At 60.5% G+C, this 15,466-nt stretch carries 18 protein-coding genes; 8 read left to right on the forward strand and 10 right to left on the reverse strand.

Going from position 1 to position 15,466, the window contains the following annotated elements; genetic code table 11:
* Nucleotides 1-39 precede the first annotated feature (39 nt).
* The gene (locus YH62_RS09625; protein WP_046793976.1) at nt 40-1,242 is read right to left on the reverse strand and encodes an MFS transporter; all 1,203 of its coding nucleotides are present in this window, start codon (nt 1,240-1,242) and stop codon (nt 40-42) included.
* 49 nt (nt 1,243-1,291) lie between these two features.
* Entirely contained in the window at nt 1,292-1,912 is a 621-nt protein-coding gene (locus tag YH62_RS09630; protein ID WP_046794322.1) for a TetR/AcrR family transcriptional regulator, read from the reverse strand.
* A gap of 167 nt (nt 1,913-2,079) precedes the next feature.
* Between YH62_RS09630 and YH62_RS30460 the strand changes: the two genes are divergently transcribed.
* Nucleotides 2,080-2,250, forward strand: a complete 171-nt coding sequence (locus tag YH62_RS30460) for a hypothetical protein (protein ID WP_170986297.1) — start codon at nt 2,080-2,082, stop codon at nt 2,248-2,250.
* A gap of 34 nt (nt 2,251-2,284) precedes the next feature.
* Here YH62_RS30460 and YH62_RS09635 read toward each other — a convergent pair whose 3' ends face one another.
* A complete protein-coding gene (locus YH62_RS09635) occupies nt 2,285-3,097 on the reverse strand; it encodes a nucleotidyltransferase domain-containing protein (protein WP_052760377.1) in 813 nt (270 codons plus the stop codon).
* A 250-nt stretch (nt 3,098-3,347) separates the two neighbouring features.
* Between YH62_RS09635 and YH62_RS09640 the strand changes: the two genes are divergently transcribed.
* Entirely contained in the window at nt 3,348-4,556 is a 1,209-nt protein-coding gene (locus YH62_RS09640) for an MFS transporter (protein WP_046793978.1), read from the forward strand.
* Between the two features lie 52 nt (nt 4,557-4,608).
* On the opposite strand, the gene YH62_RS09645 is transcribed toward YH62_RS09640, so the two are convergent.
* The 5 genes from YH62_RS09645 to YH62_RS09665 form a co-directional block, all read right to left on the reverse strand.
* Nucleotides 4,609-4,830: a hypothetical protein gene (locus tag YH62_RS09645; protein ID WP_046793979.1), complete on the reverse strand. Its 222-nt coding sequence runs from the start codon at nt 4,828-4,830 to the stop codon at nt 4,609-4,611.
* A gap of 45 nt (nt 4,831-4,875) precedes the next feature.
* Nucleotides 4,876-5,112: a 30S ribosomal protein S21 gene (gene rpsU, locus YH62_RS09650; protein ID WP_046793980.1), complete on the reverse strand. Its 237-nt coding sequence runs from the start codon at nt 5,110-5,112 to the stop codon at nt 4,876-4,878.
* 54 nt (nt 5,113-5,166) lie between these two features.
* Nucleotides 5,167-5,454, reverse strand: coding sequence for a hypothetical protein (locus YH62_RS09655; RefSeq protein ID WP_046794323.1), 288 nt, complete (start codon nt 5,452-5,454; stop codon nt 5,167-5,169).
* Nucleotides 5,455-5,579: 125 nt separating this feature from the next.
* Complete coding sequence (locus tag YH62_RS09660; protein WP_046793981.1) at nt 5,580-5,789, reverse strand: cold-shock protein; 210 nt, start codon at nt 5,787-5,789, stop codon at nt 5,580-5,582.
* A 364-nt stretch (nt 5,790-6,153) separates the two neighbouring features.
* Complete coding sequence (locus YH62_RS09665; RefSeq protein ID WP_046793982.1) at nt 6,154-7,260, reverse strand: TRAP transporter substrate-binding protein; 1,107 nt, start codon at nt 7,258-7,260, stop codon at nt 6,154-6,156.
* Between the two features lie 231 nt (nt 7,261-7,491).
* On the opposite strand from YH62_RS09665, the gene mbfA reads away from it, so the two are divergent.
* Complete coding sequence (gene mbfA, locus YH62_RS09670) at nt 7,492-8,475, forward strand: iron exporter MbfA (RefSeq protein WP_046793983.1); 984 nt, start codon at nt 7,492-7,494, stop codon at nt 8,473-8,475.
* 184 nt (nt 8,476-8,659) lie between these two features.
* Here the strand turns inward: mbfA and YH62_RS09675 are convergent, their stop codons facing one another.
* Nucleotides 8,660-9,274, reverse strand: coding sequence for a transglutaminase-like cysteine peptidase (locus YH62_RS09675; protein ID WP_046793984.1), 615 nt, complete (start codon nt 9,272-9,274; stop codon nt 8,660-8,662).
* Between the two features lie 134 nt (nt 9,275-9,408).
* Nucleotides 9,409-10,209: an alpha/beta hydrolase gene (locus YH62_RS09680; RefSeq protein ID WP_137326625.1), complete on the reverse strand. Its 801-nt coding sequence runs from the start codon at nt 10,207-10,209 to the stop codon at nt 9,409-9,411.
* 184 nt (nt 10,210-10,393) lie between these two features.
* Here YH62_RS09680 and infC point away from each other — a divergent pair, with 184 nt between their 5' ends.
* From infC to pheT, 5 genes are all read left to right on the forward strand, one after another.
* On the forward strand, nt 10,394-10,930 hold the full coding sequence (gene infC / locus YH62_RS09685; RefSeq protein WP_245282079.1) for a translation initiation factor IF-3: 537 nt from the start codon (nt 10,394-10,396) through the stop codon (nt 10,928-10,930).
* A 198-nt stretch (nt 10,931-11,128) separates the two neighbouring features.
* Nucleotides 11,129-11,332, forward strand: coding sequence for a 50S ribosomal protein L35 (rpmI, locus tag YH62_RS09690; RefSeq protein WP_046793986.1), 204 nt, complete (start codon nt 11,129-11,131; stop codon nt 11,330-11,332).
* A gap of 38 nt (nt 11,333-11,370) precedes the next feature.
* Nucleotides 11,371-11,775: a 50S ribosomal protein L20 gene (gene rplT / locus YH62_RS09695; protein ID WP_046793987.1), complete on the forward strand. Its 405-nt coding sequence runs from the start codon at nt 11,371-11,373 to the stop codon at nt 11,773-11,775.
* Between the two features lie 167 nt (nt 11,776-11,942).
* Nucleotides 11,943-13,025, forward strand: coding sequence for a phenylalanine--tRNA ligase subunit alpha (gene pheS, locus YH62_RS09700; RefSeq protein ID WP_046793988.1), 1,083 nt, complete (start codon nt 11,943-11,945; stop codon nt 13,023-13,025).
* Between the two features lie 16 nt (nt 13,026-13,041).
* A complete protein-coding gene (gene pheT, locus YH62_RS09705; protein ID WP_046793989.1) occupies nt 13,042-15,465 on the forward strand; it encodes a phenylalanine--tRNA ligase subunit beta in 2,424 nt (807 codons plus the stop codon).
* Nucleotide 15,466: the final 1 nt, after the last annotated feature.

Genomic DNA, 15,466 nt, shown 5'->3' on the forward strand with positions numbered 1-15,466 from the left:
TGATTTGCGATCCCACGCAGCTATGCTCGGCCGGAATGTTCAGCGCCGTTCCGTCAGGAAGTAGACAAGAGCGATGACGGGCAGCGCAAGCCCTATGGAGGAGGCGAGAAGCCAGTCGCCTTCCGCAAAAGCCCAGGCGCCGACCGCCGAGCCGATCGCTCCGCCACAGAAGAAGGTCGCCATGAAGATGCCGTTCAGCCGGCTGCGAAGCTCGGCGCCGATCCCGTAGATCGCCCTTTGGCCGATCACCAGCGTCATGGTGACGCCGAAATCGAGGAGGATCGCGGCGGCAGTCAGCAGAGCGAGCGCCAAAGTGGAACCTTCGGGAGCGATATGCGTGATGAGGAAGGCGGTCGCGACCGCGGCGATACCAAAGGCTGTCGCCGGCGTGCCGAGATCTCGATCGGCCAGTCGTCCCGCAATCGGTGAAGCGATGGCGCCTGCAACGCCGGCAAGTGCAAAAAGCGCAATTCCCGCCTGAGTGAGATTGAAGGCCGGGCCGGCAAGCAGCAGCGGGGTGACGGTCCAGAACAGGCTGAAAGCTGCGAACTGGCAGGCCTGATAGGCGGCTCGGCGACGCAGGATCGGCTGTGTGGCGGCAAGTTCGCCCATTGAAGCCAGAAGACCTCCGTAGCTGAGCTTCGTCTGCGGCATCCGTTTCGGCAGCCTGGCGGCCAGCACGAGACCGAGCAGGACCATGACCGCCGCTGAAATGAAGAAGACTGTATGCCAGGAAGAGAAGCGGGCGATGAAGCTCGCGACCGGACGGGCCATCATGATGCCGACCATGAGGCCGCTCATGACATTGCCCACGACCCGGCCCCGCATGGCATCCGGCGCCAGATTGGCGGCGAAGGGAACGATCATCTGCACGGCCGTGGAGGCGAGGCCGATCGCCAGCGAGGCAGCGAGGAAGGGCAGCGGCGTGGAGGAGATGCCGGCGGCCAGAAGCGCAATCGTCACGATCCCGATCATCGTCAGGATCAATCTTCGGTTTTCGAGGAGGTCGCCAAGCGGCACGATCAGCAGCAGGCCGAGCCCATAACCGATCTGGGTCAGTGTCACGATGAAACCGGTCGCATGGACGGGCAGGCCGATCGAGGCGGCGATCGGACCGGCGAGCGGCTGAGCATAATAGAGATTTGCGGCGATGAGGCCGCAGGCCGCCGCCATGAGAAAGGTCATGCCGGCCGACATGGCGGAGGTGGCCGGCGGGGCCATCGTTGCCGAATTGCTTGTCATGAAAAGCTCCTTAGGAGGAAGGATCGGGGGAGGAAGGAATAGGTTGAAATCAATCGAGAAGGTTCATGGCCGTTTCGGCCACGGAAAGAGCGCGGTCACGGTCTGTTCCCGCCTTTCCGAGCACCCTCAGTCCCTGTGTGATGGAGAGCAGAAGGCGGGCGGCGGCATCCGGGTCCAGCGAGGCGCGAATGGAGCCGTCGGCCTGGCCTTCGCGGATCATGGCTTTAAACAGCGCCTCGCTACGGGCCATCGAGCGGTTGACGCGCTCGGCGGCTTCCGCATCGAGGATTGCTAGTTCGATCGCGGTACCTACCACCAGGCAACCGCGCCGGCCGTACTCCCCATGAGAGGCTTCCGCATAGAAGCGCAGCATGCGGAACACCTTGTCGCGGCCGCTGCTGCCTTCGGCAAGCTCCTGTTCCAGAAGCCCGTTTCTCACCTGTTTGTAGCGATCGAAGGCGGCGAGAAAGATCGCCATCTTGTCTCCGAACGCCTTGTAGAGGCTGCCGGCCGTCAGCCCCATGGCCTCGGTGAGTTCCGATACCGAAGCGGCGTGATAGCCGCGTTCGGAAAAGACGATGATCGCCTTATCCAGCGCTTCCTCCATCTCGAATTCGCGGGGGCGTCCGGGCAGCCGAGGTGCGGGAATGGAGGTGGAGGTGTTGGTCATGGAGGACTCGAACAAAGAAGAATTAGGAAATGATCGTTTCCAAATATGAAATGGGAATCCTTTCGTCAAGCGCGAAGAGGCAGCTTCATTCCGCGACGTTTCGATGAGGAACCTATCGGCGCCTCTTCGGTTAAACCTTTGTCATCAATCTGAAACTGGAGGCAGATATGAGCAAGAGCGACGTGCGTGAAGCCGTGAAACGGGCCGAGCGGCAGGTGAAGAACACCAGCGCCGGCGGTCATCTGGGCGGTACCTATTACGGCCAGGCGCCGGACGGCAAGACGGTCTCGACCAATGTCAATGTCGGCAAGCCGCGGCCGAACGACGGCAGCAACTGACGTCACCAGCCGTTCGAACCCGCGAGCCTTGAACCTAGGAGTTCTGCGACAAAACGATATCCAATGCTTCGAGGTCCGAGGCGAGCGCGCGGGACATATCGAACTTGCCGTGCAGTTCCATGAGCTGGGCCCGATAAATCCCTGCCAATAGCCGGAGCGCGGTCAAAATCGCCTCCGCCTCGCAAGGGACGTAGGACGATTTGAGCGCCGCGAGAACTGCAGGGCTTGCGCGCCGTTCGAACTTCGCCATTACGGTGGTTTCAGACGTCCGGTCGTGAAGCCAATCGTCAGCGTGCATGATGTGCTGGCGCAGCTCGTCGAGCAGCGAGTGAGCATAGAACAGCTCGCCGCGCTCGGCGCGCCGATAGGTCTCGTGGGCGGCCGCCAACCCCTTGCTGATCGAAAAATCGAGATCATCCTCGGAAACGCTGAAGGGCAAGCCCTGCGAACGCTCCAAGAGTTCCGCAACAATCCCCTCGGGGTCGAGCAATATCCTGATCGGCAGTCGATACCAGGGTGAAGGGTTCAATGCGCGGGCATCGTAGTAGAAAATATCGATCTTCCCGAACGGCTGAAAATGCGAGACGCAATGCTGGGCGCCAGGCATCCACTCGTTGAACAGGAAGCCGGGCCAAGACTTTGGAAATTCCCGACGCCGATCGACATAATGCTTATGACGATCAGGCTTCACGACGATCCTCAGGTCGATGTCGGAAAATGCATCTGCGCTCCCCGCGGCTAGCGACCCGCCGAGAAATATTCCGATGATGGCCGGATCCCTGGAGAAGAACCGCACCGCGGTGTCAAGCAGCCGATCCCGGGCGGCGATCAGCGATTTTTCATTCAATGGCAATGCCTCGCTACTCCCTCGGAGAGGATCAGGATAGCTTAGTTTCAAGCGGCCTCACATGCTCTTGAGATGTCGGCCGGGCTTCCAGTCCCGTGGTTCGGTACCTCCCTTCTTTAGGTTTTCGTCAAAAATATAAAACGCACTGTCGGAATGCTGTCCCGTCAAACGTCCTGAAGGACGAGCGGCAACGGGAGGCGGAAAGAAAAGCCCCCGTTGCCGAAGGTTCCGTCACAATGGGAGAGCAGGCATGAGTATGTCTTATCGCTGGGTCATTGTCGCCGCCGGCGCGCTGATGGGTTGCGTGGCCGTCGGCACGATGTTTTCGCTGGCCATTTTTCTTGAACCGGTCGCCACGGATACGCAGTGGTCCCGGGCCGGAATTTCGAGTGCCATGACGCTGAACTTCATCGTCATGGGGTTGGGAGGGTTTTTCTGGGGCGCGATGAGCGACCGTTTCGGCGCGCGCATCGTCGTGCTGATCGGCTCGGTGCTGCTTGGACTGGCGCTCGTGCTGGCGAGCCGGGCCGAGAGCCTGCTGGCTTTCCAGCTTACCTACGGTGTTCTCGTGGGGCTTTCGGCGAGTGCTTTCTTCGCGCCGATGATCGCGATCACGATGTCCTGGTTCGATGAGCATCGAAGCCTCGCGGTATCGCTCGTTTCCGCCGGCATGGGCATGGCGCCCATGACCGTCTCACCCTTCGCCCGCTGGCTGATCAGCGCTTATGACGACTGGCGCGTCGCCATGCTTCTGATCGGTATCGGCGCTTGGGTTCTGCTGCTGCCCGCCGCAATGTTCGTGCGCAACCCACCCGCGGCCGTTGCGGAAAATGCAGCCGCCCGGCCGATCGCCCAGACGGAAGGCATGTCGCTGTCGCGGGTGTTGCGCTCACCGCAATTCCTGGTCCTTGGCTTTACCTTCTTTGCCTGTTGCGCAGCTCACTCCGGCCCCATCTTTCATATGGTGAGCTACGCCATGTTCTGTGGCATAGGGCCGATGGCTGCCGTCAGCATCTACAGCGTGGAGGGTGCGGCGGGCCTCGGCGGCCGCGTGCTCTTCGGCCTTCTTGCCGACAAGCTCGGCGTGAAGCCGGTTCTGATCACCGGGCTGTTGATTCAGGCTGCCGTCATCGCTGCCTATACGATGGTCAGCGAACTGACGCAGTTCTACGTGTTGGCGGTGATTTTCGGGGGCACCTATGGTGGGGTGATGCCGCTCTATGCCGTGCTGGCGGGGGAATATTTTGCAGCCCGCATATTGGGTACGGTGCTGGGGGCCGCCACGATGCTGTCGAGCATCGGCATGGCCTTCGGGCCGCTTGCGGGCGGTTGGGCTTTCGATAATTTTGCGAACTACAATTGGCTCTTTATCGGCTCCGCCCTTGTGGGGCTCGGTGCGGTAGCGATCGCGCTCGCCTTCCCGCCGTTGCCGCGTCCGCAGAGGCTCCAACCGGCCTGAGCGGCAAACCCATAGAAAGAAGAAAGCCTGGAGCGTCTCCAGGCTTTCGAATTCAGTGGCTCACAGGTGCTTTTCGCCCTTTTGGCCGAGCCGGAGCATCGGAAGACTGCGCGGCTTCGCGTTCGAGCCGAAGCAGTCTCAGCTTCTCCGTCTTCTTCTGCCGCTGCGAATCTTCCGCGGCAATGATGGCCCGGGCCGTACTGTCTGTGGCGGCTGCCTTGTCGCGCGCGGAAAGCTTGGCGGGATTGAAGAATTCGTCCTTGGTGGCGGTCATGATGTCTTCCTTCCTGGTGTGATGTCCGGGCGAGAAGCTGGAAGATTAGCGAGCGCGAACAGCTTTCTTCGGTGCGGGCAGCAAGCCTTCGCGCTGTGCCTTCTTGCGGGCGAGCTTTCGATAGCGCCGCACGGCTTCCGCCTTTTCACGCACACGCTTCTCGGACGGCTTTTCATAAGCGCTGCGCGCCTTCATCTCGCGGAAGATGCCCTCACGCTGCATCTTCTTCTTCAGCACACGAAGTGCCTGCTCGACATTGTTGTCTCTGACAAGAACTTGCAAACTTTATCCTTTCCATCGGGGGATTACCGATCCCTCGTCCATCAAGAGGTTTACTTACTTGCTCACACGGATGCTTCCCGGCCTCAGCCATGGGCCACCCGTGGTCGTGGAGGAGGTTTCCTCCTTCTCGGCGAGCGTCGTCGTTGCCGTCGTGTCGATGTCGCTCGCCAGAATCCGCCGTTCGAAGTTTTCGTTGCCGAAGCGAACGCGATACTGCCGCTCTCCGCTGTCGGCAGCCGGAAGAAGGCCGACGATCCGGCAGGTGCGGTCGCCATTGGCTGTCCGCATCAGGCTCGCCTTCAGCACGATGACATCATCGACGGCATGGAGATTTGCCTTCATCGTCTTCTCCTTGGGATCCCGGCTGACGCCGGTGCAAAACAAAAAGGCCGGGCGTTACCCCGACCTCTTCCTATCGTTCAAGCGCTCGCTGCCAGTACATCCGTGGTCAGCGGAGGCGAACGACATTATTCAGCCCGCAGATTGTCAGCCGAGCTCTTGCCGGATTTACGATCGCGAACGATCTCGTAAGAGATCTTCTGACCGTCCTTCAGGGAGGACATGCCGGCGCGCTCGACAGCCGAAATGTGAACGAAAACATCCGTCGTTCCATCATCGGGCTGAATGAAGCCGAAACCCTTGGTGCTGTTGAACCACTTTACAGTGCCAGTATTCATAACGATTTCCTTTCAATCGCTAGAGTTGGCGGGCAGTATATCGCCCGCTTGCATCGATATTTGAGAGGAAATCTGACTAAGCCCAAGGCTCGTGAACAAAGGTCGCACACAACTTCGATTTTGATGAATATAAGCTTTATCGGAGGATAATCAACGCCAAAGGCGGATTAAATTTTTCAAAGGCATTGAGGCCGCGAGATATTTCTAGGCCAAAGTGATGATTTTAAATCCGAATGTGGAGCGGAAAATCACCCCCCGGAGAGCGGAGCCTGCTGGGCGATCGCGAGCGGGCGGATAAAAAACGCCTCCTTCCGGTCGGGAAGGAGGCGGGAAGACATGAAGCCTCAGCTAATGGCAGAGCCCATCACAGCGTGCCGTTGCGCTGCTGGATCATCATGAACGTGTCGTAAGTATATTCGGCAATCTGGTTCCACAGGTAACCGTCCTTCTTGAAGGCCTGCTGGTGGTCGTAGATCTTCTTGAAGGCCGGATTGGCGGCGGAAATTTCCGCATAGGTCTGCTGGGCCGCCTTGTAGCAGACGTCCAGGATATCCTGATTGAACGCCTTCAGCACCGCGCCTTCCGCGACGAGCTGCTTCAGAGCCGTGGCGTTCTGCGCGTCATAGCGGGCGAGCATGTTCTGGTTGGCGCTGGCGCAGGCATCCTTCAGCATGCGCTGATAGCTCTTCGGAAGAGCGTTGAACTTCTCGAGATTGAAGAAGGCGTGGACCGTCGGGCCACCTTCCCACCAGGCGGGATAGTAATAGTATTTTGCCACTTTAACGAAGCCGAGCTTATGATCGTCATAGGGGCCGACGAACTCGGTCGCGTCGATCGTGCCCTTTTCAAGCGCGGCGTAGACGTCGCCGCCGGCGATCTGCTGCGGCGTCACGCCGACCTTCTGCATCACCTGGCCGGTCAGGCCGGCGATGCGCATCTTCAGGCCCTTGAGGTCGTCGATCGTATTGATCTCCTTGCGGAACCAGCCCCCCATCTGGGCACCGGTGTTGCCGGCCGGCAAGGCGTAGAGATTGTGACCGGCGAGGAATTCGTTAATCAGCTCGTTGCCGCCGCCCACCGAGAACCAGGAGTTGGTGAGGCGCGCATTGAGGCCGAAGGGAATGGCCGTGCCGAGCGCGAAGGTCGGGTCCTTGCCGACATAATAATATGAGCAGGTATGTGCCATCTCCACGGTCCCCGCGGACACCGCATCGGCTGCCTGCAGCGCAGGCACGATTTCTCCCGCCGCGAAGCTCTGGATGACGAAATTGCCGTCCGAGGCTTCCTTGACGCTTTCGGCGATCTCCGTCGCCGCACCGTAGATGATGTCCAGGCTCTTCGGGAACGAGGAAGTCAAGCGCCAGGTGATTTTCGGTTTTTCCTGCGCGATGGCCGGGGCAGCCAGAACGCTTGCGGCGGCGGCGCCCATGCCGGCCGTACCTGCCTGACGAATGAAATTTCTGCGGTTCATGACGGGTAAGCCTTTCTGGCTGCGAGAGCCCGGATTGCCAAATGCGCCGCTCTTAATCCCTTCGTTTCGCCGCGAGCAAGTAAAAAATTATAATTGTTGCGCTGCAAACGTCATTTCTTTGCGGAAATTGCGGAATGGCTGATTTTTTCATCCGACTTTCACCGCGCGCGGCTTTTGTCTTGAATTTTTGTTCCAGGGCTTTAATTTAGAATTATTCTAAAAGAGGTTTTCATGCTGCGCCACCTGTTGCCCAATTCCAAACGGTCTTTCGATTCCCTGAGCGAGGAGGAAATCCTGGCGCTTGCGATCGCCTCGGAAGAGGAGGATGCCCGCATCTATCTCGGCTATGCGGACGGATTGCGGGAAGGCTATCCGGCGTCGGCGAAGGTCTTCGAGGACATGGCCGAGGTGGAGCAAACGCACAAGAACATGCTGATCGAGATGTTCCGTGCCCGCTTCGGAGAGCGCATTCCGCTCATCCGGCGTGAGCATGTGCGTGGCTTCTACGAACGCAAGCCGGATTGGCTGAGAAAGAATCTGCCGCTGGAAACGGCGCGTACGCAGGCCGAGGCCATGGAGGTTCAGGCCGGCCGCTTCTACGCCGAAGCGGCAAAGCGCGTATCCGATGCCTCGACGCGGCAGCTGCTGGGGGATCTGGCGCTTGCCGAACAGGGGCATGAGGAGATCGCCCGCATGCTGGAGGAGAAGCATCTGCCGGGAGAGGTGCGGCAGGAGGAGGACGAGGCGGCACATCGCCAGTTCGTCCTCACCTATGTGCAGCCGGGCCTGGCGGGCTTGATGGACGGCTCGGTCTCGACGCTTGCTCCGATCTTTGCCGCCGCCTTCGCCACCCAGGACACCTGGTCCACCTTCCTCATCGGCCTGTCGGCATCTGTCGGCGCGGGAATTTCCATGGGCTTCACCGAGGCCGCGCATGACGACGGCAAGATTTCCGGCCGGGGCTCTCCGGTAAAACGGGGCTTTGCGTCCGGCATCATGACTGCAATCGGCGGTCTCGGCCATGCGCTACCGTATTTGATCCCGCATTTCTGGACGGCAACGGCAATCGCCGCGCTGGTCGTCTTCATCGAGCTTTGGGCGATCGCCTTCATCCAGAACCGCTATATGGAGACGCCTTTCATGCGCGCGGTCTTCCAGGTCGTGTTCGGCGGCTCGCTGGTTCTCGCCGCCGGCATCATCATCGGGAATGGGTAAGACCCGACCGAGCGCGGATGCGCTCGGAGAAATCGATCCAGTGAATCGATTTCAGCGTCGAACGCCCTGAGCCTGAGCGAAGGGCCGGGCGCCGGTGCGGCATATTCGAGCCCACAGCCATAAAAAAACGCCTGCGATCGGGTGGATCGCAGGCGGTCTTTCTTCCCGGTGATCGGGTACCGGCTTATCGCAGCGCACCGACCACGACATCACGGCCATTCTCGATGGTGACCCAGCGGCCGCTGTTGAAGGAAGCCTGGCGCTTCAGGAAAGTATAGGGCGTCTCGTACCAGGGGCGCACCCGGTTATCGAGATTATCGAGCACGAAATCGCCTTCGGCGGTCCGCACGGTCAGAACCGCATGGCCTTCCCCATCGGGCTTGCGCACCACGGTTATCAGGACGTCGGCGGGCGAAAAGCCCCGGCGCATTAGCTCACGGCGCTTCTGCAGGGCGTAGTCCTCGCAGTCGGCGGCATCCTTCGGATAAGCCCAGACCTCTTCGCGCCCGTACATTTCCATGTCGGTCATCGCGACATAGCGGGCGTTGACCGAGGAGTTGACGCTGCGCACCGTCGCCCAGCCTCGGGCGCTCAGCTTTGCCGGCGGTGTCGAGCGGCTGCGCTGATTGCACTCGCTGGGATATTGCTTGCAGAATTCGTAGTGACCGATCGGCTGTGAAGTATTGCCGCCGGTAATCATCGAGGCGCTTGCGCTCGATGCCGGAAGTGCAGCGCTCGTAGGCGCAAGAAGAGATGCTAGGATCACGGCAACATGCCGCGCCGACAAGGCTTTCATCATGGACCCGTCCCTCAAGTCTTAACGAAAAGTTAAAGAGCGGAACGGGCAGAGAGTCAATCGTTACAGAAGTATTAATGCGTACGGACCGGAATTATGGTTAAAGTGCTGCATTTTAGCGGCAGCTCAATTTCTCATCATTCATTAATGAGGGCCGTGGTCGCGGCGAGAATCTTTTCGATGTCCTGGGGGCGTGAGAGCCGGTGGTCGCCGTCGCGGATGAGCGTCAGCACCACGTCGTCGGCCGGCAGGAATTCCATGAGCTTCAGTGCGTGCTTGTAGGGCACGTCGGGGTCCTGCATGCCTTGCAGGATATGAACGGGGCAGCCGGTTTCGATGATGCCCGTCATTACCAGGTTTTTGCGGCCGTCCTCGATCAGGGCGCGGGTGTAGATATTGGGCTCGGGGCTGTAGGCGGAATGCTCCTCGAAATAGTCTCGCTCGTCGAGCGAGCGGCGTTCGGCTTCCGTGAGGTTGGGTTCGATGAGTTCGGCGGTGAAATCCGGAGCCGGTGCGATCAACACGATACCTTTGACGGCAGGCGCTCGTTTGCGCTTTTTCAGTTCCTGCACCAGGCGGAGCGCGATCCACGCGCCCATGGACGACCCCACCAGAAAGACGCGTTTCGGCTTGATATCCTCAAGAACGGCGATCGCCTCCTCGAGCCAGCGCGAGATCGTGCCGTCGCGGAATTCTCCTCCCGAGACACCGTGACCGGAATAGTCGAAGCGGATCGCGGCGAGACCAGCGCGCTCAGCCAGCGCATCGAGTTCGATCGCCTTCGTGCCGGACATGTCGGAGCGGTAGCCGCCGAGCCAGACGATCGCAGCCGCGCCCTTCCTGGTCGCCGGCCGGTGGAGAACGGCGATCTCCCGGGCTTCCGCTCCGGAACCGACGATGATCCTTTTCGGTATGGTCATGTCTGTGGCGTCTGTCATGGCGGGCTCCTCGGAACGAGTTTCCGGCGCTATAAAACAGATTCGCAGCGCGCGACAGCAGGTGATTTTTCTGTGGCGGTGTGCTATTGACTTCGTGCGAGCGATCACGACATTGCCGTCGGCCTTAAGGCCGGGCGAGCAAGAGGCGTTGCTTGCGTTCTGAAACAATATGGAGAATACGACCATTCGCAGACCATTCAAAGCCGATGCCCCCGTCAAGGAGGGGCCGCGCTCCAATAGGGAAATTCGCGTTCCCAAGGTCCAGCTTATCGATGCCGAAGGCCAGAATCTCGGTGCAGTACCGACCGACCAGGCCCTTCGCATGGCCGAGGAAGCGGGACTGGACCTCGTAGAAATCTCGCCGAACAATGATCCGCCGGTGTGCAAGATCCTCGATCTCGGCAAGCTGAAATATGCGAACCAGAAGAAGGCCGCCGAAGCCCGCAAGAAGCAGAAGATCGTCGAAGTCAAAGAAATCAAGATGCGCCCGAACATCGACACGCACGATTACGACGTGAAGATGAAGGCCATGAACCGCTTCTTCGAGGATGGCGACAAGGTCAAGGTGACGCTGAAGTTCCGCGGCCGTGAAATGGCCCACCAGGAACTCGGCATGAAGCTCCTGCTTCAGGTCAAGGACGACACCCAGGAAATTGCCAAGGTGGAAGCCGAGCCCAAGCTCGAAGGCCGCCAGATGATGATGGTGCTGGCGCCGAGATAAGCGCCGCACCAAGCGTCCTGCGGGGAGGCTGACCGGCGTTCGCACCGGTATTCCGCATGCTTTCTTTCCCATTGCGCTTTTGGCCGACTGCGGTTATAAGCGCGCGTCCGAACGGTCCGGCAGGGCATGCCGTGGCCGTTCTAAATGCTTGAAACTAGCCTCGTCTGCTGGTTTCGATTAGAAGAACGGAGTAGCAAAATGCCCAAGATGAAGACGAAATCGGCTGCCAAGAAGCGGTTCAAGGTCACCGCAACGGGCAAAGTCGTTGCAGCCGCCGCTGGCAAGCGCCACGGCATGATCAAGCGGTCCAACAAGTTCATCCGCGATGCACGCGGAACGATGATCCTTGCCGAACCCGATGGCAAGAAGGTTATCAAGAACTACCTGCCGAACGGTCTCTGAGACTAGTCGAGCGATTGGATCAATAAGGAGATCATGACATGGCACGCGTAAAACGGGGCGTAACTTCCCGCGCCAAGCACACCAAGACCCTCAAGGCAGCCAAGGGCTTCTACGGCCGCCGCAAGAACACGATCCGCGCAGCAAAGGCTGCCGTCGATCGTTCCAGGCAGTTTGCCACCCGCGACCGCAAGGTGAAGAAGCGGAATTTCCGCGCTCTGTGGATCCAGCGCATCAATGCCGCTGTCCGCGAATTCGGCCTGACCTATGGCCGCTTCATCGACGGCCTCAACAAGGCCGGCATCGAGGTTGACCGCAAGGTTCTGTCCGACATGGCGATCCATGAACCGGCAGCCTTCGGCGCTCTGGTCGAAGCTTCCAAGAAGGCTCTCGAGTACCTCAAGGAAGCCGGCACTGCCAACGAGTTTGAAAGCGCGGTTCGTTAACCAGCGCTTCCCAGGCTTTATTAGCTTCATCGATTTTGGGAAACCCGCGCTGGTTTGGGCTGGCGCGGGTTTTTCATTGCAGCACACATGTCTGTTTGACGAACGACACTGACAGACAAGCGTCACGACTTCCAAATAATCTCGCCGACCATCATACGGAAGAGAACATGTCCGATCTGCAAACACTGAAAAACTCGCTTCTGGCTGAGATCGCCGGAGCCGCCGACGAACCGGCGATCGAAGCGGTTCGCGTCGCCGCCCTCGGCAAGAAGGGTTCGGTTTCCGAGCTCCTGAAGACGCTCGGAACCATGTCGCCGGAAGAGCGCCAGCACCGCGGCGCGGCGATCAACGAGTTGAAGAACGAGATCGCCGATGCGATCGCCACCCGCAAGACGGTGCTGAAGGATGCGGCGATCGACGCGCGCCTCAAGGCCGAGACAGTGGACGTCTCGTTACCGGTGCGCTCTTCGCCCGCCGAGCGCGGTCGTATCCATCCGATCAGCCAGATCGTCGATGAGATCACCGCCATATTCGGGGACATGGGCTTCTCGATAGCCGAAGGTCCGGATGTCGAGACCGACTATTATAATTTCACGGCGCTGAATTTTCCCGAAGGCCATCCGGCCCGGGAGATGCACGACACCTTCTTCTTCCTTCCCGATGAGAAGGGCGAGCGCAAGGTGCTGCGCACGCACACCTCGCCTGTGCAGATCCGCACCATGGAAGCGCAGAAACCGCCGATCCGCATCATCATTCCCGGCAAGACCTACCGCCAGGACAGCGATGCCACCCACTCGCCGATGTTCCATCAGGTCGAGGGGTTGGTCGTGGACCGCAAGGCGCATGTGGGTAACATGCGCTGGGTCCTGGAAGAGTTCTGCAAATCCTTCTTCGAGGTGCCGTCGGTGACGATGCGCTTCCGCCCGTCGTTCTTTCCGTTCACCGAACCCAGCTTCGAGGTGGATATCCAGTGCGACCGCTCCGGCCCGATCGTTAAGTTCGGCGAGGGTAGCGACTGGATGGAAATCCTGGGCTGCGGCATGGTGCATCCGAACGTTCTGAGGGCCGGCGGACTTGATCCCGACGAATATCAGGGCTTTGCCTGGGGCATGGGCCTCGATCGCATCGCCATGCTGAAATACGGCATGCCGGACCTGCGTGATTTCTTCAACGCCGATGTCCGCTGGATGAACCACTACGGCTTCCGCCCTCTCGACATGCCGACGCTGTTCGGCGGCTTGAGCGCGTAACGGGGAGGATGAACCGATGAAATTCACGCTTTCCTGGTTGAAGGACCACCTGGAAACGGATGCAACGCTCGAGGAAATCTGCGAGCGCCTGACCGCGATCGGCCTTGAGGTCGAGGATGTCGATGACAAGGCGGCCTACAAGCCCTTCGTCATCGCCAAGGTGATCTCGGCGGAAAAGCACCCGTCGGCTGATCGCCTCAAGGTGCTCATGGTCGATGCCGGCGATGGCAAGCCCGTGCAGGTCGTCTGCGGGGCTCCGAATGCCCGTGCCGGCCTCGTTGGCGCGCTTGCGCGCCCCGGCACCTATGTTCCCGGCATCGATGTGACGCTCGCCGTCGGCAATATCCGCGGCGTCGAAAGCCACGGCATGATGTGCTCCGAAAAGGAGCTGAACATCTCCGACAGTCACGAGGGCATCATCGACCTTCCGGAGAATGCTCCGGTCGGGACGCCGTTTGCGAGCTATGCGGGCCTCGATGATCCGGTCATCGAGATCAATCTGACGCCGAACCGGCCTGATTGCACGTCGATCCATGGTATCGCTCGCGATCTCGCGGCCTCCGGTCTTGGGCGGCTGAAGACATTGGCCAAGCCAAGCTTCCGCGTGGAAGGTGAAACCTCGGTCGGCCTCAAGATCGTGCTTGATGACGAGCGGCTTTGCCCTGGTTTCGCGCTCCGCCTCGTGCGCGGCGTCAAGAACGGCCCGAGCCCCGCCTGGATGCAGCAGCGCCTGAAGGCGATAGGCCTGCGCCCCATCAATGCGCTGGTGGATATCACCAACTATATGACCTTCGACCAGGGCCGCCCGATGCACGTCTTCGACGCGGCCAAGGTGAAGGGAAGCCTGACCGTACGCCGCGCGCTTGCCGGCGAGACCGTGCTGGCGCTCGACACCCGCGAATACAAGCTGACGCCCAACAACGTGGTCATCGCCGATGACAACGGTGTCGAATCCATCGGCGGCATCATGGGCGGCGAGCATTCCGGCTGCGACGAGAACACTACGGATGTGCTGATCGAGTCGGCGCTTTGGGATCCGATCAACATCGCCAAGTCCGGCCGCTCGCTGGGCATCATCACCGATGCCCGCTATCGCTTCGAACGCGGCGTCGATCCGGAATACATGGTTCCGGGTCTTGAGCGCACGACCGAGCTGGTGCTGGAGCTTTGCGGCGGCACGGCAGCGGAGGCGAAGGTCGTCGGCTACAAGGGATACACGCCGAAGGTGGTTGATTTCCCCTATTCGGAAGTGAAGCGGCTGACCGGCCTCGAAGTCTCCACCGAAGAGAGCCGCTCCATTCTCACCCGTCTCGGGTTCGAGGTTGAGGGGACCGGCGAGAGCGTCGCGGTGAAGGTCCCCTCCTGGCGGCCGGATATCGACGGCAAGGCGGATCTCGTGGAAGAGGTGATGCGCGTCCATGGCGTCGACCAGATCAAGCCGGAGCCGCTGGAAAGCCATGCGGCGGTCAACGGCAGGATATTGACGACGCTGCAGATCCGCTCTCGTACGGCACGGCGCGCGCTTGCCTCGCGCGGCATGCTCGAGGCTGTCACGTGGTCCTTTATTCCGGAAGAACAGGCCAAGCTCTTCGGCGGAGGAAGGCGCGAGCTGAAGCTTGCGAACCCGATCGCGTCGGACATGTCGGATATGCGCCCCTCGCTGCTGCCCGGCCTGCTGACGGCCGCGCAGCGCAATGCCGACAAGGGCTTTGGCGATGTGGCGATCTTCGAGGTATCGGGCACCTATGAGACCGATACGCCGGAAGGCCAGCGTCGCGTTGCCGGCGGCATTCGCCGCGGCACGGCATCGCTCAACGGCGCCGGCCGGCTCTGGTCGAACAATGCAAAAGGCGGCGGCAAGCCGGTCGATGTCTTCGATGCCAAGGCCGATGTGCTTGCCGTAATCGAAGCCTGCGGCCTTCCCATGGCCAACGTGCAGATCGAGAAGGGTGCGCCGTCATGGTACCATCCCGGCCGCTCGGGCACGATCAAGATGGGTCCGAAGGTCGTGCTCGGCCATTTCGGCGAGTTCCATCCGAAAACACTCGGCGCGCTCGATGTCTCCGGTGCGCTCTGCGGCTTCGAGGTCTTCCTCGATGCCATGCCGGAACCGAAGAGGAAGGCGACCCGCACCAAGCCGCCGCTGGAGCTCTCTCCCTTCCAGGTGGTCAAGCGCGATTTCGCCTTCGTGGTGGGAAGCGAAGTGGAGGCCGGCGCGATCATCAAGGCTGCATCGAGTGCCGACCGCAAGCTGATCTCCGGGGTCAATGTTTTCGATGTCTTCGAGGGCGCCTCGCTCGGCGAAGGCCGGAAGTCGGTGGCGATCGAGGTCCTTATTCAGCCGGCTGAGCGGACGCTCACGGATGAGGATTTCGAGGCTCTGACCGCCAAGATCGTCGCCAATGTCGAGAAGACGACGGGCGGGGTCCTGCGAGCCTGAA

It is taken from the genome of Rhizobium sp. LC145, assembly GCF_001005825.1.
Taxonomy (GTDB): Bacteria; Pseudomonadota; Alphaproteobacteria; order Rhizobiales; family Rhizobiaceae; genus Neorhizobium.